We start from the raw sequence: 22913 nt of genomic DNA, 5'->3' as shown, positions 1-22913 counted from the left end.
GCCGAGCACCGTAGCCCCGCGCGAGTGCGCGCGCGTCAATCCTCGAGCCAGCGGCGGAAGCGCTCGAGTAGGCCTGCGTCGTCGTCCGCGCGCCTGCGCCGCGGCGGAGGCGTTTCGCGGGTGGGTTCGGGGCGCGGCTCGTCCTCGCGCGCACTCGCGGCGAGCGGAGCGCCCTGCCAGGCGGGGCAGGTCTCGAGCGGCTCGGTGCCGCGCAGGAAGAACTCGCTGCGGCGGGCTGGGCAGTCTTCGAGCGCGACGGCGCCGCTCGCGGGATCGATCTCGATCTCCGCGATGTCGTCGGGCACGCGGAACACGCCCGCCACCTCGCCGCCAGTCGCCTCTTTCACGAAGCGGGCCCAGATCGGCACCGCGATGCGCGCGGACGCCTGCCCGAGCGAGCGCGGCTCGTCGAAGCCGACCCACAGCACGACCACCATTTCGGGCGTGTAGCCCGCGAACCAGGCGTCGCGTTCGTCGTTGCTCGTGCCGGTCTTGCCCGCGATCGGGCCCGTGACGCCCGCACTCCGAATGCCCGCCGCCGTTCCGCGATCGACGACGCCCTGTAGCAGGCTCGTCATCAAGTACGCGGTGCCCGGATCGAGCACGCGCTCGAACGACTGCGGCTGGCGCTCGAGCGTCTGGCCCTCGGCGTCGATCACGTCCTCGAACGTGCGGACGCGCGGGCGAATCCCGCCGCTCGCGAACGTCGCGTACGCGCGCGCCAGCTCGAGCGGCGTCACGTCGGCGGCGCCGAGCGCGAGGCTCGGCACCTTCGGCAACGGGCCGCTCACGCCGAGGCGCTGCGCCATCTCGCGCACGCGCTCGATCCCGAGCTGCTGCGCGAGGCGCGCCGCCGCAACGTTGTAGGAGTTTTCGAATGCGGTGCGGACGGGCACCGTGCCGTGGAACTGGCGATCAAAGTTCTGCGGCGCCCAGTTGCCGCGCCATACCGGCACGATCAGCGCGGAGTCATCGAGCGTGCTCGCGAGCGTGATCGCGGGCGTGCCGTTCGCCGGCTCGAGCGCGGCGGCGTAGACGAACGCCTTGAACACGCTGCCCGCGGGGCGGCGCGCCTGCGTGCAGCGATCGAATTGACTCGCCGTGTAGTCGCGCCCGCCAACCAGCGCGAGCACCTGACCGGTCTCGGGGCGCAGCGCGACGAGGCACGCCTCGAGCCGCCGCCCATCCTTAGGAGCGAGTGCCTTCGACGACTTCTCGAGTCGCGCGAGCTCCTCCGTGATCACGCGCGCCGCGGTGCGCTGCAGGCGCAGATCGAGCGTCGAGTAGATGCGCAGGCCCTCGGCCGCGAGCGTCTCCTCGCCATAGAAGTTGGGCAGCTCGCGGCGCAGCGCGTCGAGGAAGAAGCGCGCGTCGCGCAGGTCCGGCGTGATCGTGGCGACGCGCAGCGGCTCGGCGGTCGCCTCGGCGAACGCTTCCTGCGTGATCTTCCCCTGTCGCAGCATCAAGCGCAGCACGAGGTCGCGACGCGCGGTCGCGGCGTCGGGCGAGCGGTGCGGCGAGAGGCGATTCGGGCTCTGGATCAGGCCCGCGATCGTGGCGGCCTCGGCGAGCGAGAGGTCCGCGACGGGCTTCCCGAAGTAGAAGCGCGCCGCCTCGCCGACCCCGTGAATCTGCGTCGCACCTCGCTGCCCGAGGTAGATCTCGTTGAGATAGGCCTCGAGGATCGCGTCCTTCTCGTACCGGTACTCGACGATCAGGGCCATCGCGGCTTCTTGCAGCTTGCGCTTCAGCCGCCGGTCGGGCGTGAGGAAGAAGTTCTTCACCAGCTGCTGCGTGAGCGTCGAGCCGCCCTGCACGAGGCTGCGCGCTCGCAGGTTCGCCGCCATCGCGCCGCCGATGCGCCAGAAATCGAGCCCGAAGTGGTCGTAGAAGCGCTGATCCTCGACGGCCATGACCGCGAGGGTGAGCTGCTCCGGGAGCTGATCGAGATGCACCAGCTCGCGCTGCTCGCGGTCGGGGCCGTAGTACGCGCCGACGCTCTCGGGCTCGAGCACGAGCGTGGTGAGCTCGCGCTTCGTCCGGAGGTTGCGAATCGACTCGATGCTGCGCGGCGAGAGCGCGCCCGCGACGAGGCGTGCGGGCTGCGCGCGGCTCGGGTGCTCGAAGGCGCGCAGGTGGATGCGGAGCTCGCGCTCGCTCCAGCGGTAGCGCCCGAGCGGGAGCGAATCGCCCGTGGCCTCGCGGTAGCCGAGGCGCGCCAGCGTGCCGCGCAGGTCGAGCAGCCCGGGATCGAGGCCGGGCATCAGCACGATCGGCGCCGACATCACGCGCGACGGCACCCGAAACAGCTTCCCGTCGAAGCGCTCGCGCACGATGCGGTCGAGCGTGAGCAGCTGGCGCCCGACGATGCCGCCCGCCGCGGCGGACGCGAGGAACAGCAGCACCGCCGCCGTGCGCCGCACCCACCAGCGCGCCCCGCGGCTGCTGCCGCCGTGATTCCTGCGAGCTGCCACGCCGCGCCGTCCCCCGAATTCAGGCTGACACACAGCGACGCCCGCAGTCAGTGACGAGTTCGCCCCCTCGAGTAGCCATCGGTGCCAGGCACGAAAGGCCAACCGCGCATCGCCGGTGGCCATCCGTGCCTGGCACCGATGGCTACGGGCGTTGCAACTCCCCCGCGCATCGCAGAGATTCCGTCGCCATGGCGAAGCTTTGGGGCGGGCGATTCTCGCAGGACCTCGATCCGACGGTGGAGCGCTTCAGCGCGTCCATCGCGTTCGATCGCGCGCTCGCCCGCTACGACATCCGCGGCTCGATCGCGCATGCGCGCATGCTCGGCGCGGTCGGCATCGTCACCGCCGCGGAGTCGGCGCAGCTGATCGCGGGCCTCGAGGACGTGCTGCGCGAGATCGAGCGCGGCGAGTTCCCCTTCGACGCGAAGCTGGAAGACATCCACATGAACGTGGAGTCGAGGCTGCGCGACAAGCTCGGCGCCGTCGCGGGCAAGCTGCACACGGGGCGCAGTCGCAACGACCAGGTCGCGACCGACCTCGCGCTGTACCTGCGCGACGCCGCGCTCGCGGCTCGGCGCGGCATCGCTTCGCTGCGCGGCGTGCTGATCGAGCGCGCGCGCGAGCACGTCGAGACCGTGCTGCCCGGCTACACGCACCTCCAGCGCGCTCAGCCCGTGCGCCTCGCGCATCACTGGCTCGCGTACGAGGAGCTGCTCACGCGCGATGCCGGGCGCTTCGCCGACATGCGCGCGCGCATCTCGCGCTCGCCGCTCGGCGCCGGCGCGATCGCGGGCACCACGCTGCCGCTCGATCGCGCGATGACTGCGCGCGAGCTCGGCTTCGATGGCCCGAGTGCGAACAGCATGGACTCCGTCGCCGCGCGCGATCACGCGCTCGAGTTCCTCGCCGCCGCCGCGATCGCGATGGTGAACCTCTCGCGCATGTCGGAGGAGCTCGTGCTTTGGTCGACGACGGAGTTCGGCTTCGTCGAGCTCGCAGATGCGTACTCGACCGGCTCGAGCCTGATGCCGCAGAAGAAGAACTCGGACGTGCAGGAGCTGGTGCGCGGAAAGGCCGGCCGCGCGGTCGGCAACCTCGTCGCGCTGCTGACGACCGTGAAGGGCCTGCCGCTCACCTACAACCGCGACCTGCAGGAAGACAAGGAGCCGCTCTTCGACAGCGCGCGCACGCTGGGCGACTCGCTCGAAGTGACCGCCGGCGCGCTCGCGACGCTGCGGGTCAACGCGGACAAGATGCTCGCGGCGGCGCAGGATCCGATGCTGCTCGCGACGGATCTCGCCGAGGCGCTCGTGCGCCAGGGCGTGCCTTTCCGCGAGGCGCACGAGGCGGTGGGCAAAGTCGTCGCGCACTGCGTCGCCGCGAAGCGCGATCTGCGCGCGCTCTCGCGCGACGAGCTGCGCCAATTCCACGCCGCGTTCCCGTCCGGCAGCGGCGAGCTGCTCGCGCTCGAGCGCGCGCTGGAAGAGCGCGCACTTCCGGGCGGAACTGCGCGCGCGCGCGTGCTCGAGGCGCTCGCGGCGGCGGACCAGCGGCTCGCGGCCGAGAGCGCGGCGCTGGAGGAACTGGCGTGAGGCGCGCGGCGTCCATGTTGTTAGGGATCGCGCTCGTGTGCGGCGCGCTCGCGTGCGGGAAGTACGGACCGCCGGTGCGGCGTGCGCCGGAGCCGCCGGCGCAGAACGAAGAGGCGAGGCCATGAAGCTGCGATTCACGAAGATGCATGGCGCCGGCAACGATCTCGTCGTGCTCGACGGCCTGCGCGAGGCGCTGCCCGCGTTCGAGCCGCACGTCCGCAAGCTCGGCGACCGGCGCTTCGGCATCGGCTTCGATCAGCTGCTCGTGCTGAAGCCGACGAAGAACGCCGACGTGCGCATGGAGATCTACGACGCCGACGGCTCGCAGGTGGAGATGTGCGGCAATGGCATCCGCTGCGTGCTGAAGTACCTGCGCGATGCGGGGCACACCACGAAGGACGCGGTCACGGTCGAGACGCTCGGCGGCATCGTGACGCCGCGCTGGGATGGCGACCTCGTGCGCGTCGACATGGGCCCGCCGATCCTCGCGCCCGCGAAGATCCCGACGAAGCTCGGCGACGCCGCGAGCCCGGGCCCGCTCGTCGACGCCGAGCTGCGCGCGGAAGGGCAGGTCCTGCGCGCCACGTGCGTCTCGATGGGCAACCCGCACTGCGTGCTCTTCGTCGACGACGTGGAGACCGCGCCCGTGACGACGCTCGGTCCGAAGATCGAGCACCACGAGGCGTTCCCGAATCGCGTGAACGTCGAGTTCGTGCAGCCCCTCTCGCGCACGAAGCTGAAGCAGCGCACTTGGGAACGCGGCACCGGCGAAACGCTCGCGTGCGGCAGCGGCGCGTGCGCGGTCGGCGTCGCGTCGATGCTGCGCGGCATCGCCAGTCGCCGCGTCGAGATCGAGCTGCGCGGCGGCACGCTCGCGATCGAGTGGGAAGGCCCGGGCAAGAGCGTGTTCATGACGGGCCCGGCGGCGACGGTGTTCACCGGCGAGATCGAGCTCTAGGAGATTCCGATGTTCCGAGGCGTGTACACGGCACTCGTTACGCCGTTCAAGAGCGGCGCGGTGGACGAAGCCGCGCTGGTGAAGCACGTCGAGGACCAGATCGCGGCGGGCGTCGACGGCGTCGTGCCGTGCGGCTCGACGGGTGAAGCCGCGACGCTCTCGCACGAAGAGCACAAGCGCGTGGTCGAGCTCGTGGTGCGCACCGTCGCGTGGCGCGTGCGCGTGATCGCCGGCACCGGCTCGAACGCGACCGCCGAGGCGATCGAGCTCACCGCGCACGCGAAGCAGGCGGGCGCCGACGGCGCGCTGCTGATCTCGCCGTACTACAACAAGCCCACGCCCGACGGCGTCGTCGCGCACTACGCCGCGGTCGCGAACGCGACGCAGTTCCCGCTCGTCGCGTACAACGTGCCGGGCCGCACGGGCTCGAACGTGCAGCCCGACACGATCGCGCGGCTCGCCGAGATCGAGCACGTGGTGGGCGTGAAGGAGAGCAGCGGCGATCTCCACCAGATCTCGCAGGTGATCGCGCGCGTGCCGAGCGACTTCGCGGTGCTCGCGGGCGACGACTGGGCGACCCTGCCGCAGCTCGCGATCGGCGGCGCGGGCGTGATCTCGACCTGCTCGAACCTCGTGCCGCGCGAGATGTGCGAGCTGGTGCATGCCTTCCGGCGCGGCGATCTCGCGCGCGCGCGCGAGCTGCACTACCGGCTGCTTCCCCTGTGCGACTCCCTCTTCTGCGAGACGAATCCGATCCCGATCAAGGCCGCGCTCGCGATGCGCGGCAAGCTCGAGGAGGAGCTGCGCCTTCCGCTCGTGAAGATGACCGCGCCCAACAAGAAGCGGCTCGAGCTCGCGATGAAAGAGTTCGGCGGCCTGCTGTGAGCTCGCGCGGTCGGGTTCTCTTGCTCGGCGCGATGGGGCGCATGGGAGAACGGGTACGCGCGGCGCTCGCGGACGACGCTTCGCTGGCGCTCGGCGCCGCGCTCGAATCGCCCGCGCATCCCGCGCTCGGGAGTGAGCTGGCGCCGGGAGTGAAGCTGAGCGCGGACCTGACAGCAGCGCTCGGGATCGCCGACGTCGCGATCGCGTTCGCGACTCCGAGTGCGACGCTCGCGCTCCTCCGCGCGGCAGCGGAGCGCGCGCTGCCGTGCGTCGTCGGCACCACGGGCTTCAGCGCAGACGAGCGGCTCGAGATCGACGCGCTCGCGAGGCGCGCGCCGATCCTTCTCGCCGCGAACTTCTCCGTCGCCGTAAACGTGCTGCAGCACCTGACGCGCGAGACTGCGCGCCTGCTCGGCGACGACTACGACGCCGAGATCGTGGAGCTGCACCACACCGCGAAGGTCGACGCCCCGAGCGGCACCGCGCTCGAGCTGGCGCGCGCGATCGAGCAGGGCCGCGGCGCAGACCACGGCCGCGTGCTCGCGCGCGAGGGCCACACCGGAGCGCGGCCGCGCGGCCCGATCGGGATGCAGACGCTGCGCGGCGGCGACAACCCCGGCGAGCACACCGTGATGTTCGTGGGTCGCGGCGAGCGCCTCGAGCTCGTGCACCGCGCCGCGACTCGCGACCACTTCGCGCGCGGCGCCGTGCGCGCCGCCGCGTGGCTGCGCGCGAAGCCCGCGGGCCTGTACGAGATGAAGCAGGTGATCGGGCTCGCGTAGCGCGCGAGCTGCGGCTCCGTTGCCGGCGCGTGAGCCCGTCCGCGACCTCTTCGCACGCCCGAGTAACACACCCTCGTGTCATGATCCGAAACCTGCGGAGCCCCCATGCCTAGCTACAGCTTCGAGCGCCTCTCCCCCCAAGACAACTCGTTCCTGCTCTGGGAAACGCCGTACGTGCACATGCACGTCTCGTCGACACTGGTCTTAGACGCGGGTCCGCTGCGCACGGAAGAAGGCGGCGTCGACTGGGTCCGCCTCAATCGCAGCGCAGTGCGCTGAAGCGGCGCGGACACCTGCGCCATCCGGCCGATGCTGCGAAAGCGGACCGGAGCTCCCAACACCGTATTGCGTACTCCGTGCGAAGTCCGCGCGCGAAGAGCTTCGCCGCCTCGCGGGAGTCTGCGCTCCCCATTTTGCGGTGTGAGCTTCGCGTTTGCGAGGCCATGCTCTCAAAGGTCGTGTCGTTCTCAACTCCGAAGGCCCCGCAGCATCACCTGCTGCGGGGCCTTCTTGTTGGGTGCGCCGAGCTTCAGCGCGACTGCTCAGCAGTCGTAGTAGAGCTCGAACTCGTGGGGATGCGGGCGCAGGCGGACGGGGTCGATGTCGTTGTCGCGCTTGTAGGCGATCCACGACTCGATCAGGTCCATGCTGAACACGCCGCCCTGGAGCAGGAAGTCGTGATCGGCTTCGAGCTCACGCACGGCTTCGTCGAGCGAGCCGGGCATGGTCGGAACACCCTTCGCTTCCTCGGCGGAGAGCGCGTAGATGTTCTTGTCGAGCGGATCGCCGGGGTGGATCTTGTTGATCACGCCGTCGATGCCCGCCATCAGCATCGCTGCGAACGCGATGTACGGATTGCAGGCCGGATCCGGGTACCGGACTTCCACGCGCTTCGCCTTCGGGCTCTGCGAGTAGGTCGGGATGCGGCACGACGCGGAGCGGTTGCGCGAGGAGTAAGCGAGGTTCACCGGGGCCTCGTAGCCCGGCACGAGCCGCTTGTACGAGTTCGTGGTCGGGTTGGTGAACGCGGCCAGCGCGCGCGAGTGCTTCAGGATGCCGCCGATGTACCAGAGCGCGATGTCGGAGAGCCCGGCGTAGCCATTGCCCGCGAAGAGCGGCTTGCCGTCCTTCCACAGCGACTGGTGCGTGTGCATGCCCGAGCCGTTGTCCTTGAACAGCGGCTTCGGCATGAACGTCGCGGTCATGCCGTGCCGCTTCGCGACGTTCTTCACCACGTACTTGTACTTCATCAGCTTGTCGGCCATGACGGTCAGCGTGTCGAACTTCATGTCGATCTCGGCCTGACCCGCCGTCGCCACTTCGTGGTGCTGGGTCTCGATCACGATGCCCATCTTCTCCATCTCGAGACACATCTCGGTCCGGATGTCTTGCTGGGTGTCGTGCGGCGGCACCGGGAAGTAGCCCTCCTTGTGCCGGATCTTGTATCCGAGGTTTCCGCCGTCCTCGTCGCGCGCGCTGTTCCACGCCGCTTCGACGGAGTCGATCTCGTAATAACCGTGGTTCGCGCCCGAGCCGAACTTCGCGTTGTCGAACACGAAGAACTCGGCCTCTGGGCCCATGAACGCGGTGTCCGCGATGCCGGTCTGCTTGAGATACAGCTCGGCCTTCTTCGCGATGTGGCGCGGGTCGCGGCCGTAGGGCTCGCGCGTGAGCGGATCGACCACGTCGCAGATCAGCACGAGCGTCGGGTGCGCCATGAACGGATCGATGAACGCGGTGTTCGGGTCGGGGATCATGAGCATGTCGCTCTCGTTGATCGCCTTCCAACCGCGGATCGACGAGCCGTCGAAGCCGTAACCGTCCTCGAAGGTCGACTCTTCGAGCTGCGAGATCGGGTGCGAGCAGTGCTGCCACAGGCCGGGCGAGTCGATGATGCGGCAGTCGACCATCACGACGTTGTTCTTCTTGGCGTACTCGAGAACCTGCTTGGGAGTCATGGTCCGGGGTCTTTCCTTTGAGCTCGCAGTGCGAGCGATGCACGCGGGCGGCGAATCCGCGCCGCGGGAAACTCTGCGGGGCTAGAGCGCTTCGTCGCCGCGCTCGTTGGTGCGGATGCGCACGGCCTGCTCGATGGGCATGACGAAGATCTTGCCGTCGCCGATGCGGCCCGTGTTCGCGGCGCCCGCGATCGCTTCGACGACCTTGTCGGCCATGTCGTCCGAGACCGCGATCTCGAGCTTGACCTTGGGCAGGAAGTCCACCACGTACTCGGCGCCGCGATACAGCTCGGTGTGACCCTTCTGGCGACCGAAGCCCTTCACCTCGGTGACCGTCATGCCCTGGACGCCGATCTCGTGAAGGGCCTCCTTCACCTCGTCCAGCTTGAACGGCTTGATCACCGCCTCGATCTTCTTCATGGCGTCTCCTGGGTGGCCCGGAAGCGCCGGACCCTATCACGGATCATCCGGCGCGAGCAGGGCGAAGTGGCTGTGAGCACCGTCGGAGAGAGCAACTCGCGTGCCACGCGCGAAACGCTGCGATGGCGCGCGAGCGAGCCCGAGTGTGCCGAAGCGTGCTCATGTCGTGAGCAGCGCGTGCTGAAGTCGTGGGCACGAGCGCATGCGCCGCGTGCTGTGCGTGCACGGGGGCGGTGGAACGCGGCTTGCTCTAAGCGCGGGCGGGAGGCCAACCCCGATGGCAACTGCACACGCCCCGATCCCTGCACTGCATCGTGCCGAGCCCGCAGGGCTCGACGAGTTCTTCGAGAAGTTCTTCGACACCGCCGCCGCCAAACGCGGGACCGCACCCAATCTCACGGAGTGGGTCGACCTCGCCGAGGGCTGGCGCATCGTGCGTGCGCTGCGCGAAGCCCGCGGCAACCGCGCCGCCGCCGCGCGCGCCCTCGGCATCGGGCGCCGCACGCTCTACACGAAGATGGAGAAGCTCGGCATCGCCCCGAAGTTCTCGATCTGGTAGCGGCGCCGCCACTGGCCACGCGCGTCGAGCTTCCAGTCGGGGACGTTCCGCAAGGAAAGCAACTTCGGGCAAGTTGACTTACTTGCGGAACGTCCCCGAAAAGCGAATCGGGCGCGGACCCCGCGAGGGATCCGCGCCCGTCCACTGCTCTGATGGGGACCAGCCTCAGAGCGCGTAGATCAGCTCGATGCCGGCGGTGACCTGACTGTCGTCGTCGAAAGCGCCGTCGTCGCCGAAGTAAAACGTGCCGCTCTCGGTGAGCGCGTCGTAGCGGACCTCGCCGCGCACGGTGAGGCCGCCGCCGAGGGCGTGGTCGAGTGTGCCCGTGAGGCCCCAGATGCCGAAGTCGCTTCCGCCGTCGGGATCGAGGTTCAGGTACTCGACGCGCCCTGCCACGCCCGTGCTGTCGGTGACCGCGAAGCGCGCCGCGGCGGCGACGCCGAGGCCCACGAGATCGCCGGCGCCGAAGTCGCTCTTCACGTAGTCGAAGTTCACGTAGCTCGCGAAGCGCTCGTTCGGCGTCCAGCGCCCGATGAAGTCGAGGATGACCTCGTTGTCGTCCGAGTCGCTCGAGAACGAGGACGGCGAGTCGCCCCAGGTGCCGGCGAACGATCCGGAGAACGTCTCGCCGCCGCCGCTCAGACCGAACAAGATCGCCTTGTTGTTATTGCGATCGACGTTCAGCGCGGGTAAGTTCCGCGTCTCGTCGACGAAGCCGAGCGACGCGGTCACGGGCCCGAGCGGCGTCGAGGCGAGAATGCCGGTGTGATTGATCGGCTGCAGGAAGTTGTAGACGTTGCCGCGCGTGATGTTCCAGTTGCCGTTCGCCTGGGCGACTTCCGCGCCGATCAGCGTCGCGAACTTGCCGGCCTGAATCGTCACGCCCTCGCCGATCGGCGCGAGGTACGTCACGTAGCCCTGGTACAGGTCGAAATCGTTGCCGGCATTCCCGTCGACGTTGTTGCCGGAGAGAATCGACGCGGTCTTGCCGTACACGAAGTCGGCCTTGAAGCCCGCGCGCGCATCTTCAGACGCGTCGCGCGAGATCGTGAGCCACAGCTGGTCGAGCGAGAAGCTGTTGCTGTCGGGGTGGAGCAGGTCGACCGGCGCGTTCGAGCCGCCGAGCGAATCTCCGTCGGGGTCGTTGAAGTTGTAGAAGTACGACGCCGCGACGAAGCCGCTCACGTTGATCGTGTCGAAGAACGATCCGCCCTCCGCGGCGACGTCGGGGAGCGCTGCAGCTGCAGGCGCTGCGGCCTTCGCCGCCGCCAGCTCCTCGCCCTGAGCGACGAGCTTCGCTTCGAGCTGCTCGATGCGCGCCTGCATCGCGGCGAAGCGCGCGTCGACGTCGGTCTCGGCTTTGGCGCCGAGCGCATAACAAACCACGGTGAGCACAGCGAAAACGAACCGGGACATGGTCAGAAGCCTCCTTGTGAATGCGGAGGCCGAGAGCAAGCCGCATGCCTTGCGCGCGCTGCGGCGCACAGCGGTCGCGGCGCGGCCCATTGAGCCGATTCCTGCACGCTCGCGTGCTCTTGCCGCGAGCGCGCGCTGACTACGCGCGCGTCAGCTCGGCATGCGCATCGAGCCACGCGTACGTGCGCGGGCACAGCGCACTCGCGCGCGGGCGCGCCTCGCGCAGCGGCGCGAAGTCGGCGGCGGTATCGATGTCGAAGCCCGGCGCGAGCACTTCGCTCGCGAGACCGAGGCGCGCAGCTGCTGTGCGCGTGTCGTCGAGCACGGTGCTCGTGCTCATCGCGTGCGCAAACAGGCCCGGCGCGAAGCGGCGCAGCGCGACGAGGTTGTAGCCGCCGTCGCGATCGGGGCTGAGCGCGACGTCGACGCGCGCGAGCGCTGCGAGCGCGGCATCGAGCACCTCGGGCGCGAGCGCGGGGCTGTCGCTGCCGCGCAGCAGCACGCGCTGCGCGCCGCGCGCGAGCTCGCTCGCAGCGGCGTGCTCCATGCGCTGCGAGAGATCGGCGCCCTGCTGCGCGAACACGCGATACGCAGGCGCACGCGCGGAGAAGTCACGTGCGCGCTCCGCGGGCGTCACCGCGAGAGCGAGAGCGAGCCCGCGCCGCGGCGCCTCGCGCGCCGTCGCGTCCAGCACGTCGCCGAGCATCGCGTCGTAGAACGCCGCGGCCTGCTCCGGTGTGAGGGGCGGGCAGAGCCGCGTCTTCACCGCGCCGGGCTCGGGCCACTTCGCGAAGACGACGAGTGTGCCGGTCACGCGGCCGACCCGCTCGGCGCTGAGACATTCAGGCCGGGCCGAATTGTCTCACCGCGAACGGAAGCGCGACGACCTCGGCCTCGCCGCCGCTCGCGAGCGCCAGCTTGGTGCCCGGCTCGGCGAGTGGCGCCTGCACGAAGCCGAGCGCGATCGCGCCGAAGCGCGGGGAGTGCGCGGCGCTGGTGACGCTGCCGACTTCGCCCCGATCGTTCGTGAGTGCGCTGCGCGGCGCCGGCAGCGCGCGAGTCGTCAGGCGCAGGCCGACGAGGAGATGTGAGAGTCGGCCGCGGCTGCGCATGCGCGCGACGACTTCTTGGCCCGTGTAGCAGCCCTTGTCGACGGCGACTGCGAGGCCGTCGAGGCGCACTTCCGCCGGCAGCACGCTCTCGTCGAGCTCGCGCGCGAGCCACGGCGTGCCGGCCTCGATGCGAGCGAGCTCGAAGTCGGCGTCGCTCGCGAGCGCTGCGCCCGCGCCGATGAGCGCTGCGACCACGGCGGCTACGTCTGCGCGAGGCGCGAACAGCTGCAGCGCCTCGCCGTGCGTGAAGCCGAAGCGCGCGAGCACGCACGCTGCGCCTGCGATCTGCGCGTCGTTCGCGGCGTGGTCGTTCGCGGGGGCTTGCGCGCCGAGTCCAGTGATCAGGTCGACCGCGCCATCGCCCTCGACCGCGATGCGCGCCCAGCTCGCGGACTCGTCGCGCAGCGTCACGTCGTCCGCGATCACGAACTTCTCGAGCCGTGCGATCACGCCCGCGATCGCGGCGCTCTCGGTCTCGAGCCAGATCGCATCGCCGCGATTCAGGACGTGCATCTCGCCCACGATTCGGCCCTGCGGCGTCAGCAGCAGCCCGTGCGCGCCGCCGCCTGGCGCGAGCTTCTTCACGTTGCAGGTGAGCATGCCGTCGAGCCAGCGCTGCCGATCGTCGCCGCGCACCGTAATCACTCCGCGCGACGGCAGCTGAAACAGCCGCGAGCTCACCGGCGCTCCAGGCGCGTGATGCGCGCCTCGCTGCTCCCAGCGTCCGCGGGCAGCAGCGGGACTCCGTGCAGAGTCGCCGCGTACTCCGCCTGCTGCGTCGTCCACTCCTCGAAGCGCTCGCGCGCGATGTCGATGTCGCGCTCGCTGTCGATGTCGAGCCCGCTGCCGCCCACCTCGGTGACGATCAGCTGGAAGCGCGTCGCGAGCAGCTGCGAGCAGGCGCGGTTGATTCGCTCGAACGAGACGAACTGGCGCAGCGAGTCGGCGATGCCGCGCAGGCGCATGCGGTCGAACAGGCCTGCGAGGTGCATCACGGCGAAATACAGCACGAGGCTGATGCCGCCGCCCTCGAGCGTGAGGATGCGCCACGCGAGCGCCAGCGCGTGAAACAGCTCCTTCTGGTAGCGGTGCTCGTACATGTGCTCGATGTACCAGCGATGCCCGAGCCGACCGGGCCTAACAACGTGGAGGTTGCTCTGCCGCACGCGGCCGTTCGCGACGTTGAAGTACGCGAGCTCGATGCCCGGCTTGCCGCGATCGGGATAGAACGGCGCGAGCGAATCTTCGGTGACGAGGCCGAGGCCGTAATCGCAGCCCGCCGCGACCGCGCGCTGGATGAAGACCGAGATCTCTTGCGGAGTCGCGAAGGGGAGATCAGCCGACAGATAGAGCACGCGCTGATCGAGCTCGGCGTCGCCTTGCGGATCGCGACCTTCGGGCGGCGCGCCCGGCAGCAGGCGGCGGAAGGTTTGCCACGCGTTCTCGTAGAGGTTGCCGAACTGCGGAACGACGTAGACCGGCTTCGTGAGCGATGCGACCAGCTCGCGGTCCTCGCGCAGCGTCTTCTCGAGCCGCTCCGCGTTGCCGACGACCCAGACTTCACTCACCTCGGGAACCCGCATCAGCGTGCCGACCGTGCGCGAGACGAGCGCGCGCCCCGCGAGGTCGAGATAGACCTTCGCGTCGCCGTAGACGGCGCGCGACGCCTTGCCGTCGCCCGCCGTGACGATCGCGGGAACTCGCTGCACGGCTTCAGCTCTCTTCCAGCAAAAAGATCACCTGCATCGTCACGAGAAACTCGGTGATCTTGCCGTCCTCGACGCGCGCCTTCTCCTCGATCACCTGCAGCCCCGTGATGCCGCGCAGCGTCTTTTTCGCGCGCTCGAAGCCGCGCTCCACCGCATCCTGCCAGCTGAGCGGCGACGCGGACGTGATCGTGGATACCGATGCGATCGACATGACTTCGTCCCTGACAGTTCCTTACCAGTGAAGAGCCGTCTCCGGCGCCATCTCGAAGTGGAGCCGTAGACGCACGCGGTACTCCCGCAAGCCGCCCGCCTCCACCTTCACGCGCTTCTCCACCACGTCGAAGCCCGTGATGCCGCGCAGCGTCTCGTGCGCGCGCGCGATCACGCGGCGGGCCGCGTCCTCGAACGAGTCGGGCGACGAGCCGATAAGCTCATTGGTCTTGAAGATGGACATCGTTCACCAACCTCACGCGAAGGGCGACGCCGTCGTCCTCCCAGGCGCAGGTGCCGTCCTCGATGAGCAGGTCGAGATGGCCGACGACCTCGCTCATCACGAGGAAACTCTGGCGCGGATCGCGGAAGTACTTCGGGAAGATCTCGGCGCCGAGCTCGTAGGGCGTCATCACGCGCTGCCCGAGGCGGCGTGCGATCTGGAGCTTGCGGCGCTCGTGATGCAGCCGGTAGCCCGCGATCAGCTTCTTGTGGTCCCAGATCACGTCGCCGTGCGCGGGGTACGTCGCCTCCGCATGTAGCGCCTCCGCCTTCGCGAGCGAGCGCATGAAAGTGATTAGGCTCGGGCGGCGCTCTTGGCCCGGCGGCGGCACGTGCAAGAGCGGCACGGGCGAGATGTCGGTGAGCAGGTGGTCGCCGGAGAAGATCAGGCCGAGATCGCGCTCGATGAAGACGATGTGGTCGTCGCAGTGGCCCGGCGTCGCGACGACTTCGAGCGTGAACTCGCCGAGGTCGATGCGGTCGCCCTCGGCGAGCACGCCGTCGACCTCGATCGGCTCGGAGAGATCGGACGGCATCGCGCCGCTGGGCGCCTTCGCCTCCACGACTTCGTCGGGCATCCCGAAGCGCCGCATCCAGTGCGCGCCGTTTCCACCGCGCATCGCCGCGGGCGAGGAGCCCGTGCGCATGCGCTCCGCCTCGCCCGCGCTCGCGAACACCTGCGCGCCGGTGAGATCGCGCAGCCGCTTCGCCTGGCCGAAGTGATCGCCGTGCGCGTGCGTCACGAGGATGCGCTCGATCGACTCGAGCGCGAGGCCGAACTCCTTGAAGCCGCGCCGCATCGCCTCGAACGAGGCGTCCATGCGCATGCCCGTGTCGATCAGCGTGACGCCGCGGCGCGAGCCCTCGGGCGGCAGCACGACGTAGCTGTTGATCGCGCCGAGGCCCGTCCACTCGGGCGTGGGCGTGGGAATGCGCAGCACCCGCCCGAAGCGGTTCTTCTCGGCGTATCCGCGCGGCTGCGTCATGGGGAAACCAGAGTAGACGCGCGCCAAATGGCCCGAAAGCGCGGCGCCGCGGGCGGCTACTCGATGCGCGTGATGATCGCGCCGAGCCCGTGCGATTCGGCCACCACGACATCTCCCGCGCGCAGGAACGAGCCGCTCGCGCGCAGCTCCTCGATCCAGCGCTCTTTCACGTAGTCCGTCACGCCGCCCGCGAAGAACGAGAAGCTCACTGCCCACCAGGCCGCGTTCGCGGCCATGAAGCCCACGCCCGGCGTGCGGAACACGACGCCGCCCGGCGTTCCCGTAATCGCTGCGACGCCGCGCGCGAGACCAGGGCTCGGCGTGAGCCCGACTCGCCGCGACTCGTACGCGAAGCGGGGCTCGGCACCGAGCGCGTGCGTGCGGCGCACGAGATCCTCGGGACCCCAGATCATCTCGCCGCCGCGCGCGCGCTGGCGCTCGCCGCCGTTCACGTGCAGGCGGATCTCGCACGCGCGCACGAACGCGCGCCAGTCGCGCGGAATCACGAGGAACGGCCCGTCGGCAGGAAGCCCGGCTTCCCCTTCGCGTTCGGAAATCCGCCTCCCACTCCCGGCACCGAGAGATCGGCCTCGCGCGTGAGCTGTGCGCGCTCGGTGAAGTCGTTCGCGAGAAAGACGCCGGCGCGCGCGTTCGCGAGATCGACGGGAGTCATCAGGTCGCGATCGAACACGAGGCCGATCTCGACTTCGTAGTCGAGCAGCCAGCCCGGCTGCGCCGCGAGCGAGCCGCGCGGCGGAGTCGGCGCCGCGATCTTCGGAAACAAGAACGGCGCCGCGATGTCCACCTCCTCGCCGTGCTCCGCGTAGTTCGCGCCGCCCGCGACGTGATGCGTGCCCTCGATCACGGGCAGCAGCTCCGCGAATGCGAGCCGCGTTCGCGGCCCCTCGCGCAGCGCTGCGAGCTCCGCGTCGCTGCGCGAGCCGAGCGCCGCGAACGCATCGCCCGCGCCGAGCAGCGCCGCCTCGATCGCGTCCTCGCTCGCGCTCACCACGAGAAAGGCGGTGCGCACGCCGCCCTGCTGCGCGAACGCGATGGTGTGCGCCTCGCTTGCCGGCAGCAGCTCCGGCGGCGCGGCGTGAAGCGAATTCGCGAGAAGGAGGAGTGCCGCGAGTACGAGCTTTCTCATGCGCAGCATTGTGGAGGCTGCTGCTCCAAGATGAGAAGCGAATTCTCTCAGGCTCGGAGATGAGATGAGGCCCGCCCTCCGCTTTGGCGTTGCGTACGACTTCAGGAATCCCGAAGGCAGCGGCATCGCGAACGCCGACCTCTACGCGCGCGTGCTCGCGCAAGCGGAGCGCGTCGACGCGCTCGGCTTCGATCAGATCTGGCTCACCGAGCATCACTTCGTCGACGACGGCTACCTGCCCTCGTTCGCGCCCGTCGCCGGCGCGCTCGCCGCGCGCACGAAGCGCGTGCGCATCTCGTCCGACATCGTGCTGATGCCGTTCCAGCACCCGCTGCGCTTCGCTGAAGACCTCGCAGTGCTCGACAACCTCTCGGGCGGCCGCATCGAGCTCGGCATCGGCATGGGCTACGCGCCGCACGAGTTCGCGGCGTTCGGCATGGACCGCAAAGAGCGCGTATCGCGCACCGAGGAAGGCGTGCGCGTGCTGCAGCGCGCGTTCACAGGCGATGCGTTCGACTTCGACGGCAAACATTGGCAGTTCCGCGGCGCGCGCCTGCGACCGCGCCCCGTGCAGCCCGGCGGCCCGCCGCTCTGGCTCGCGGCGATGAGCGAGGCCGGCGCGAGGCGCTGCGCGCGGCTCGGGCTGAACCTGCTCCCGCAAGGCGACCGCCGCTTCGTGCTCGATCCGTGGCGCGCGGCCGTAACAACTTTAGGCGGCGACCCCGCCCGAAGGCGCGTCGGCATCATTCGCCCGTGGCTGATCACGACGGACCGCGCGCGAGACTGGCCCGCGATTCGCGAGGCCGAGCGTTACAAGGCGCGCATCTATGCCGACTGGATTCGCGAGAGCGGCGACAACGTCTCGTTCATGAGCGGCGAGGAGACCGCGATCCCGCAGACCTGGATCGTCGGCGACGCGGATGCGGTGTTCGAACAGCTCGCCGCCTACATCGCGAAGTTCGGCTTCACCGACGTCGTGACTTGGGCCGCGCCGCCCGGCGTCGCGCCGGAAGCGATGGACGCGAGCCTCGAGCGCTTCGCGCAGGACGTGATGCCTCGGCTCAAGGCGAAGTTCGCGCACTGAGGCGTGCAGCGGGGACAGACGTGCAACGGGGACGTACGTGCATCGCGCGATAGAACCGTGAGCGACGCGCGCGATCTCCCCGGCGTGTCGTTCCTCGACGCCTTCGCGTTCTCGAGCGCCCTCGTCGCGTGCGCTGCGGCCGCGCTCGCCGCGGCTTCATCCCGCGCGCTCGGCACCGCTCCCGCGGCCGAAGTTCTCGCGCTCGCGTTCTGCGGCACCGTCGCCGTGTACTGCGTCGACCGCGTGCGCGATCTCGCGCGCGATGCGCACACTTCGCCGCAGCGCTGTGCGCGTGCTGCGCTCTCGCGGCGGGCGTGATCGCCGGCGCGCGTGTCGTCGCCGTCGCGGGCGGGGCGGCGGCGCTCGGCTTCGCGCACCGCAGGCTGAAGCGCTTCGCGTGGGTGAAGCCGCTCTACCTGACCGGCTCGTGGACCGCCGTGACCGTGGGCCTGCCCGCAGCTGGCGTGAGCGTGCCGCTCGATCTCGCGCGGCTCGGCTTCACGCTCGCGATCGTCGCGAGCACGGTGCAGGCCAATGTCGTGCTCTCGAACCTGCGCGATGCCGAGGGCATCGCGGGCCGCGTCGGCGCACGCCCAGCTCGCGGGGTCGCGGGGGCGTTCTGCGCCGCCGCGCTCGGGCTCGCGCTGCTCGGGCCGAGCGAGCTGCGCGCGCTCGCGGCGCTGCCGCTCGCGATGTCAGTCGCGGTCGTCGCGTTCCGGAGCGGGGAGCGCTTCGGGGCGGTGGCGGTGGACGGCGCGCTGCTGGTCGGCGGGCTCGGCGCGTACGTGCTCGCCCCGGGTTGACTCCGCGGGCGCTGAGGGGGCAGCTCCGGGTCGCACGTCTCGAAGACACGCGGAGCAAGGAGTCCGCAGCGCGCCGACTCAGGCGGCGGTGGTGGAGCCGAGCGGGATCGAACCGCCAACCTCCGCGTTGCGAACGCGGCGCTCTCCCAGTTGAGCTACGGCCCCGGAAAGGCGCGACACGGTACGGACCGACCCCCCTGGCCGCAACGCCGAAAAACGCCGTTTCGGGCGTGATGAGTGTCCTTGCCAAGCGCAGGGGCCGAGGCGCAGGATGCGGCCATGCACATCGATGTCCGCCGCATCCTCGTGCCGATCGACTTCTCGGCCCACGCCGAGCCCGTGATCCGCTGGGCGCTTCATCTCGCCGAGGAGCACGGCTCGACCCTCGTGCTGCTGCACGCCTACCACCTGCCGGTCGAGTTCCAGCAGCTCGAGGGCGCCTATCTCCCGCAGGAGTTCTGGGCCTCGGTGAAGGCGGAGGCAGAGGCGAACCTCGAGCAGTTCGCGGCGCGCGTGCGCGAGGCGAAGGTTCCGGTCGAGGTGCTGGCGCGCGAGGGCTACCCCGCCACGGTGATCGAGGACGAGGCGGTGGCGCAGCGCGCCGACATGATCGTGATCGGCACGCGCGGGCGTTCGGGGCTGAAGCACCTGCTGCTCGGCTCGATCGCAGAGCGCGTCGTGCAGAAGGCGCCGTGCCAGGTCCTGACTGTGCGCCTGCCGGAGGGGAAGCACTGAGCGCGATTCGGGGACGTTCCGCAAGTAAGTAAAGAAAGTCCTGCTTTACTTTCTTGCGGAACGTCCCTGCTCCTCTCGGTTCGCGGGCGGGTACGGGCGTCCTGCTGACTGTGCGGCTGTCAGAAGAGAAGGGCTGAGTGCCAGTCGGGGACGAGCCAGCCGGGGACGTTCCGCAAGTAGGTAAAGAAAGTCCTGCTTTACTTTCTTGCGGAACGTCCCCGCTCCTCTCGGCTCGCGGAGTGTTCGCGGGCAGGCGCTGGTGTCCGGTCGCGTCCGCGTCCGCGCTATTCACCGCGCGCAATGACGCCCGAGATCACGCCCGCGCTGCTCGCCGCGATCTTCGCGATGGCGGTGCTGTACTCGTCGGTCGGGCACGGCGGCTCGTCGGGCTACATCGCGGTGATGTCGCTGTTCGCGCTCGCGCCGGCGTTCATCAAGCCCACCGCGCTCGCGCTGAACATCCTCGTCGCGAGCATCGGCAGCGTGCAGTTCTTTCGCGCGGGCTTCTTCTCCTTCGCGCTGTTCTGGCCGTTCGCCGTGCTCGCGGCGCCGCTCGCGTTCTTCGGGGGCGCCGCGGAGCTGCCGCCGCGCGCGTTCAAGCTGATCGTCGGCGCGGTGCTGCTCTTCGCGGCTACGCGCCTCGTCATCCCGCAGCGCGACGCCGAGGAGACGCGCCTGCCACCGCGCGCCGCGGCGATCGCGAGCGGCGGCGCGATCGGCGTGCTCGCGGGCCTAACAGGTACGGGCGGCGGCATCTTCCTCACGCCGCTGCTGCTGTTCTTCCGCTGGGCGAGCTTGCGCACCGCCGCCGCCGTGAGCGCGCCCTTCATCCTGGTGAACTCGATCGCCGGCCTCGCGGGCAACCTCACCGCGACGCGCGAGTTCCCGATCGGCGCCCTCGCGCTCGCCGGCGCCGCGGGAGCCGGCGGCGCGATCGGTTCTTACCTCGGCAGCAAGCGCTTGCCGTCGTCGCGGATCCGCCAGCTGCTCGCGCTGGTGCTCGTGATCGCGGGCCTGAAGCTGGTCTTCACGTGACGAAGCTTCCGCGCAGGCGGAATCCGCTAGCCGCCGCTCTTCGCTCCGAGCCCGCCCGCCGGGTGCAGCGCGTGGTACTCGGCGCGCGTGAGGCCGCGCGCGTGCTCGAGTGCGGCGGAGAGCGCGGCGACCACTAACAACTCGGCCGCCGCGCTCGCGCGCGGAGCGAGGCCGAGGCCGCCGCCTTCCTGCGCGACGCCCGCGTCGAGCACGACCGCAGCGAGCTGCGCGAGCGAGGAGCGCGGGGCGCCCGTGATCGCGACGAGCTGCGCGCCGAGCGCCTTCACCGCGCCGACGGCCGCGAGCAGCTCGCGCGTCTCGCCGCTGTTGCTGATCGCGATCACGACGTCGCCTCGCACGACTTGCCCGGCGCTGCCGTGCATCGTCTCGGTCGCGTGCAGGAACGACGCAGGGGTGCCCACCGAGGCGAGCAGCGCCGCCCCGTAGCGTGCGATGTGCTCGGGCTTGCCGATGCCCGTCACGTGCACCCGCCCGCCGCTCGCGCGCGCCGCGTCGATCAATCCGACCACGCGCTCGAACGCCGCCGCGTCGAGCCGCTTGCGCAGCCCGGCGAGCTCGCTGAGCGCAACGTCGTAGGCGACGAGCGCCTCGTTTGCCGGCAGCGCCTCGGGCGTGACCGCGAGCCCGCGTATCACCCAGCTCGGCAGCGCGGCGCCGTCGTAGCGCGCGAGCACGGCGTCGCGCGCGGCGATGGCGTCGTCGGGGAACGCGCCGAGCTTCTCGACGCATGCCGCGCCGCAGGCGTTGCCGAGCCGCGCGATGTCTTCCCAGCCGAGACCCGCGGCGAGCCCGACGAGTACGCCGCCGAGAAACGCGTCGCCCGCGCCCGTGGTGTCGACGACGCTCGCGACCGCGTACGCCGGCACGCGCAGCGCCTCGCGCGCGGTGGCGACGGCGCAGCCCGCCTCGCCGTCCGTAACGACCACGGCTTCGTTCCCGTAGCGCTCGCGGAGCTTCCTTGCGCTCGCGAGCGCGTCGCCGCTCGCCGTGAGCACGAGCTCGCGCGCCGCCGCGCTCGACGGCTTCAGGATCTTCGCGCGCCGCAGCAGCTGCTCCAGCTCGGCCTGCGTGCCGAGCTGCGGCACGGCGTCCGAAGGCGGGACGTCGAGGTCGACGAGCGTGGGCACGCCCGCCACCTCCGCGAGCCGGCACACCTCGTTCGCCGCAGCGAGCGGCAGCTGCGAGACCTCCGTCGTCGCGCGCAGCGCGCTCGCGATCGTGCGCTCGTGGTGGCGGCGCACGTGCGAGTAGGTCGTCTCGCTCGTCGCGCCGGGCGCCATGTAGATCGCGCGGCCGCCGGAGTCGTCGACGTAAATGTCGGCGAACGAGCTGGCCGAGCCGTCGAGCACGATGTCCTTCGCGATGCCGAAGCGATCCATCGCGTCGCGCAGGAAGCGCCCGTTCGCGTCGTCGGCCTGCTTGCCGAAGATGCCCACCGGCAGCCCGAGCACCGCGGCCCAGCCGAGGTGATTCAGCACGACGCCGCCGACGCGCAGCTCCGCGGTGCGCCCGTCCGCGCCGGCGCGCATGATGCCCTTCTGGTCGCTCGCGAGAATGCGCGGCACGCGGTGAATGCGGTCCGCGACCATGCTGCCGATGCCGACGGTCCGCTTGTTAGGCCGATCGCTCATGGGTCACCCAGGTTGGCTCGAGGACCTCCCGCGCGAGCGCGCGCACGCGGGCGAACGCGGCATCGAAGCGCGCCGCATCCTCCGCTCCGAGCGCGGGCGTGCCCGAAGCGACGGCATCGCTCGTGAGCACGCCCTGCGCGAGCAGCGCGCGCTTGAGGCACGCGATCGTGCGGCTCGCGCCGCCGGCCTTCGTCGCCGCGCGAAACTCGCTGAGCACGCGCTCCGCTGCGGCCATGCGCTCCGCGTCTCCCGCGCGGCACGCCTGCCACGCGTGCGCCCACTCGCGCGGCAGCGCGTTCGCGGGGCCCGACACGACGCCGATCGGGAGCCCGCCCGAGAGCCAGAAGCGCTGCCAGTAATCACTCAGCACGCCGGCGATTCCGGCGCGCGGGCGGAACACGTCGAAGATCGTCATCGCGTCGCCGACGTAGATGCCGAACTCGCCGCGCTCGCGGAACTGGCGCGCGGCCTGCGTGTAGTTGCCGAGCACCTTCCGCGGCGCACTCACCTTGATGCCGCGCACGAAGTCGAGCCGCGAGAGCGCCTTCACCTGCTTCGTGCGGATGTGCGTGCGGTGCGGATCAGCCGCGATCGCGGCGTTGTCGTAGAGATAGACCGGGACTCGCCGCGGGCTCGCGTCGAGCAGATCACCCACGTCGCGTGCGACGAACTGCACCGCGTCGCTGACGTCGCGAATCGCGAGCGGCGCGATCACGAGCGCATCGGCGCCGGCGGCGATTGCAGCGCTCGCGCTCGCGAGCGTCTCGGCGCGCGTCGCCGCGGTCACGCCCGCCCAGCACTCGACGCGCTCTCCCTCGGCGAGCTCCGTGCTCGCCTTCTTCACTTCCTCCGCGCAGATCGCGACGACGCGCCGCCCCGTCTCGGGACCGACGCGATCCCATTCGCCCGTCGTGCCGTTCGCGAACACGATGTCCGCGCCCCAGCCGCTCTGAATCACGAAGCGTACGAGCGCACGCTGATCCGCTTCGATCAGCTCGCCGCGCGCCGACAGCGCCGTAACAACTGGTACCGAGAGTCCTGGGCGCGGGCGCGTGTGCTCGAGGGAGCGCATGAGGCGCGACGCTAGCGGGAGACCGCGCGGGCAGGTCGAGCC

25 protein-coding genes and 1 tRNA gene are annotated in these 22913 nt (G+C 70.5%); 11 read left to right on the top strand and 15 right to left on the bottom strand.

All coding sequences use genetic code 11. The features are described from left to right. Positions 1–35: 35 nt before the first annotated feature. Positions 36–2474 carry a PBP1A family penicillin-binding protein gene (locus tag FJ091_17320; protein ID MBM4385115.1) on the bottom strand — a complete coding sequence of 813 codons (2439 nt, stop codon included), beginning with the start codon at positions 2472–2474 and terminating at the stop codon, positions 36–38. Between the two features lie 188 nt (positions 2475–2662). On the opposite strand from FJ091_17320, the gene argH reads away from it, so the two are divergent. The 5 genes from argH (at position 2663) to FJ091_17295 (ending at position 6970) form a co-directional block, all read left to right on the top strand. Further along, the gene (gene argH / locus FJ091_17315) at positions 2663–4066 is read left to right on the top strand and encodes an argininosuccinate lyase (protein ID MBM4385114.1); all 1404 of its coding nucleotides are present in this window, start codon (positions 2663–2665) and stop codon (positions 4064–4066) included. 121 nt (positions 4067–4187) lie between these two features. Continuing rightward, positions 4188–5024, top strand: coding sequence for a diaminopimelate epimerase (locus tag FJ091_17310; protein MBM4385113.1), 837 nt, complete (start codon positions 4188–4190; stop codon positions 5022–5024). Positions 5025–5033: 9 nt separating this feature from the next. Beyond that, positions 5034–5909 carry a 4-hydroxy-tetrahydrodipicolinate synthase gene (locus FJ091_17305; GenBank protein ID MBM4385112.1) on the top strand — a complete coding sequence of 292 codons (876 nt, stop codon included), beginning with the start codon at positions 5034–5036 and terminating at the stop codon, positions 5907–5909. Between the two features lie 32 nt (positions 5910–5941). Further along, positions 5942–6691: a 4-hydroxy-tetrahydrodipicolinate reductase gene (locus FJ091_17300; protein ID MBM4385111.1), complete on the top strand. Its 750-nt coding sequence runs from the start codon at positions 5942–5944 to the stop codon at positions 6689–6691. Positions 6692–6796: 105 nt separating this feature from the next. Next, positions 6797–6970: a hypothetical protein gene (locus FJ091_17295; GenBank protein MBM4385110.1), complete on the top strand. Its 174-nt coding sequence runs from the start codon at positions 6797–6799 to the stop codon at positions 6968–6970. A 263-nt stretch (positions 6971–7233) separates the two neighbouring features. Here FJ091_17295 and glnA read toward each other — a convergent pair whose 3' ends face one another. Next, positions 7234–8649 carry a type I glutamate--ammonia ligase gene (glnA, locus tag FJ091_17290; GenBank protein MBM4385109.1) on the bottom strand — a complete coding sequence of 472 codons (1416 nt, stop codon included), beginning with the start codon at positions 8647–8649 and terminating at the stop codon, positions 7234–7236. Positions 8650–8730: 81 nt separating this feature from the next. Further along, entirely contained in the window at positions 8731–9069 is a 339-nt protein-coding gene (locus FJ091_17285) for a P-II family nitrogen regulator (GenBank protein ID MBM4385108.1), read from the bottom strand. A gap of 202 nt (positions 9070–9271) precedes the next feature. Between FJ091_17285 and FJ091_17280 the strand changes: the two genes are divergently transcribed. Then, on the top strand, positions 9272–9628 hold the full coding sequence (locus tag FJ091_17280; GenBank protein ID MBM4385107.1) for a hypothetical protein: 357 nt from the start codon (positions 9272–9274) through the stop codon (positions 9626–9628). Between the two features lie 165 nt (positions 9629–9793). Here FJ091_17280 and FJ091_17275 read toward each other — a convergent pair whose 3' ends face one another. The 9 genes from FJ091_17275 to FJ091_17235 all read right to left on the bottom strand — a co-directional run bounded on the left by FJ091_17275 (position 9794) and on the right by FJ091_17235 (position 16490). Then, entirely contained in the window at positions 9794–11044 is a 1251-nt protein-coding gene (locus tag FJ091_17275) for a porin (GenBank protein MBM4385106.1), read from the bottom strand. A 139-nt stretch (positions 11045–11183) separates the two neighbouring features. Further along, a complete protein-coding gene (locus FJ091_17270) occupies positions 11184–11858 on the bottom strand; it encodes a TIGR04282 family arsenosugar biosynthesis glycosyltransferase (protein MBM4385105.1) in 675 nt (224 codons plus the stop codon). Positions 11859–11886: 28 nt separating this feature from the next. Further along, on the bottom strand, positions 11887–12837 hold the full coding sequence (locus FJ091_17265) for a folate-binding protein YgfZ (protein ID MBM4385104.1): 951 nt from the start codon (positions 12835–12837) through the stop codon (positions 11887–11889). After that, positions 12834–13865: an NTP transferase domain-containing protein gene (locus FJ091_17260; protein MBM4385103.1), complete on the bottom strand. Its 1032-nt coding sequence runs from the start codon at positions 13863–13865 to the stop codon at positions 12834–12836. Before FJ091_17260 ends, FJ091_17265 begins: the two co-directional genes overlap by 4 nt. 4 nt (positions 13866–13869) lie before the next feature. Next, entirely contained in the window at positions 13870–14076 is a 207-nt protein-coding gene (locus FJ091_17255; protein ID MBM4385102.1) for a dodecin domain-containing protein, read from the bottom strand. 21 nt (positions 14077–14097) lie between these two features. Continuing rightward, positions 14098–14319, bottom strand: coding sequence for a dodecin domain-containing protein (locus FJ091_17250; GenBank protein MBM4385101.1), 222 nt, complete (start codon positions 14317–14319; stop codon positions 14098–14100). Further along, positions 14297–15343, bottom strand: a complete 1047-nt coding sequence (locus FJ091_17245; protein ID MBM4385100.1) for an MBL fold metallo-hydrolase — start codon at positions 15341–15343, stop codon at positions 14297–14299. Before FJ091_17245 ends, FJ091_17250 begins: the two co-directional genes overlap by 23 nt. A gap of 56 nt (positions 15344–15399) precedes the next feature. Continuing rightward, positions 15400–15849 (bottom strand): fumarylacetoacetate hydrolase family protein, encoded by a 450-nt coding sequence (locus FJ091_17240; protein ID MBM4385099.1) that lies wholly within the window; start codon positions 15847–15849, stop codon positions 15400–15402. Beyond that, on the bottom strand, positions 15846–16490 hold the full coding sequence (locus FJ091_17235; protein ID MBM4385098.1) for a fumarylacetoacetate hydrolase family protein: 645 nt from the start codon (positions 16488–16490) through the stop codon (positions 15846–15848). Before FJ091_17235 ends, FJ091_17240 begins: the two co-directional genes overlap by 4 nt. 64 nt (positions 16491–16554) lie before the next feature. On the opposite strand from FJ091_17235, the gene FJ091_17230 reads away from it, so the two are divergent. Genes FJ091_17230 through FJ091_17220 form a run of 3 tightly spaced genes read left to right on the top strand, consistent with a single transcriptional unit; the run spans position 16555 to position 18377 of the window. Next, entirely contained in the window at positions 16555–17574 is a 1020-nt protein-coding gene (locus FJ091_17230) for an LLM class flavin-dependent oxidoreductase (protein ID MBM4385097.1), read from the top strand. A gap of 57 nt (positions 17575–17631) precedes the next feature. Further along, positions 17632–17892: a hypothetical protein gene (locus tag FJ091_17225; GenBank protein MBM4385096.1), complete on the top strand. Its 261-nt coding sequence runs from the start codon at positions 17632–17634 to the stop codon at positions 17890–17892. Next, positions 17889–18377, top strand: a complete 489-nt coding sequence (locus tag FJ091_17220; GenBank protein ID MBM4385095.1) for a hypothetical protein — start codon at positions 17889–17891, stop codon at positions 18375–18377. Before FJ091_17225 ends, FJ091_17220 begins: the two co-directional genes overlap by 4 nt. Positions 18378–18466: 89 nt before the next feature. On the opposite strand, the gene FJ091_17215 is transcribed toward FJ091_17220, so the two are convergent. Beyond that, positions 18467–18542, bottom strand: a tRNA-Ala gene (locus FJ091_17215). A gap of 114 nt (positions 18543–18656) precedes the next feature. Here FJ091_17215 and FJ091_17210 point away from each other — a divergent pair. Together FJ091_17210 and FJ091_17205 are read left to right on the top strand one after the other, a co-directional pair. Then, positions 18657–19112, top strand: coding sequence for a universal stress protein (locus FJ091_17210; GenBank protein MBM4385094.1), 456 nt, complete (start codon positions 18657–18659; stop codon positions 19110–19112). Between the two features lie 300 nt (positions 19113–19412). After that, positions 19413–20147: a sulfite exporter TauE/SafE family protein gene (locus FJ091_17205; GenBank protein MBM4385093.1), complete on the top strand. Its 735-nt coding sequence runs from the start codon at positions 19413–19415 to the stop codon at positions 20145–20147. A 26-nt stretch (positions 20148–20173) separates the two neighbouring features. Here FJ091_17205 and FJ091_17200 read toward each other — a convergent pair whose 3' ends face one another. Further along, complete coding sequence (locus tag FJ091_17200) at positions 20174–21799, bottom strand: SIS domain-containing protein (protein MBM4385092.1); 1626 nt, start codon at positions 21797–21799, stop codon at positions 20174–20176. Further along, entirely contained in the window at positions 21783–22871 is a 1089-nt protein-coding gene (locus tag FJ091_17195; GenBank protein MBM4385091.1) for a dihydrodipicolinate synthase family protein, read from the bottom strand. The genes FJ091_17200 and FJ091_17195 overlap by 17 nt, the downstream gene beginning before the upstream one ends. Between the last annotated feature and the right edge of the window lie 42 nt (positions 22872–22913).

The organism is Deltaproteobacteria bacterium (genome assembly GCA_016875395.1).
Taxonomy (GTDB): Bacteria; Myxococcota_A; UBA9160; order UBA9160; family UBA6930; genus VGRF01.
The sequence above is the reverse complement of the archived record's forward strand: the minus strand, read 5'-3'. Positions and strand labels throughout refer to the sequence as shown.

Bases quoted from the DNA above. Each gene is read 5' to 3' on its own strand.
- argH (MBM4385114.1), top strand. From the start codon at position 2,663: ATGGCGAAGCTTTGGGGCGGGCGATTCTCGCAGGACCTCGATCCGACG.
- FJ091_17310 (MBM4385113.1), top strand. From the start codon at position 4,188: ATGAAGCTGCGATTCACGAAGATGCATGGCGCCGGCAACGATCTCGTC.
- FJ091_17305 (MBM4385112.1), top strand. From the start codon at position 5,034: ATGTTCCGAGGCGTGTACACGGCACTCGTTACGCCGTTCAAGAGCGGC.
- FJ091_17300 (MBM4385111.1), top strand. From the start codon at position 5,942: ATGGGGCGCATGGGAGAACGGGTACGCGCGGCGCTCGCGGACGACGCT.
- FJ091_17295 (MBM4385110.1), top strand. From the start codon at position 6,797: ATGCCTAGCTACAGCTTCGAGCGCCTCTCCCCCCAAGACAACTCGTTC.
- glnA (MBM4385109.1), bottom strand. From the start codon at position 8,649: ATGACTCCCAAGCAGGTTCTCGAGTACGCCAAGAAGAACAACGTCGTG.
- FJ091_17285 (MBM4385108.1), bottom strand. From the start codon at position 9,069: ATGAAGAAGATCGAGGCGGTGATCAAGCCGTTCAAGCTGGACGAGGTG.
- FJ091_17280 (MBM4385107.1), top strand. From the start codon at position 9,272: ATGCGCCGCGTGCTGTGCGTGCACGGGGGCGGTGGAACGCGGCTTGCT.
- FJ091_17275 (MBM4385106.1), bottom strand. From the start codon at position 11,044: ATGTCCCGGTTCGTTTTCGCTGTGCTCACCGTGGTTTGTTATGCGCTC.
- FJ091_17255 (MBM4385102.1), bottom strand. From the start codon at position 14,076: ATGTCGATCGCATCGGTATCCACGATCACGTCCGCGTCGCCGCTCAGC.
- FJ091_17250 (MBM4385101.1), bottom strand. From the start codon at position 14,319: ATGTCCATCTTCAAGACCAATGAGCTTATCGGCTCGTCGCCCGACTCG.
- FJ091_17245 (MBM4385100.1), bottom strand. From the start codon at position 15,343: ATGACGCAGCCGCGCGGATACGCCGAGAAGAACCGCTTCGGGCGGGTG.
- FJ091_17235 (MBM4385098.1), bottom strand. From the start codon at position 16,490: ATGAGAAAGCTCGTACTCGCGGCACTCCTCCTTCTCGCGAATTCGCTT.
- FJ091_17230 (MBM4385097.1), top strand. From the start codon at position 16,555: ATGAGGCCCGCCCTCCGCTTTGGCGTTGCGTACGACTTCAGGAATCCC.
- FJ091_17210 (MBM4385094.1), top strand. From the start codon at position 18,657: ATGCACATCGATGTCCGCCGCATCCTCGTGCCGATCGACTTCTCGGCC.
- FJ091_17205 (MBM4385093.1), top strand. From the start codon at position 19,413: ATGACGCCCGAGATCACGCCCGCGCTGCTCGCCGCGATCTTCGCGATG.
- FJ091_17200 (MBM4385092.1), bottom strand. From the start codon at position 21,799: ATGAGCGATCGGCCTAACAAGCGGACCGTCGGCATCGGCAGCATGGTC.
- FJ091_17195 (MBM4385091.1), bottom strand. From the start codon at position 22,871: ATGCGCTCCCTCGAGCACACGCGCCCGCGCCCAGGACTCTCGGTACCA.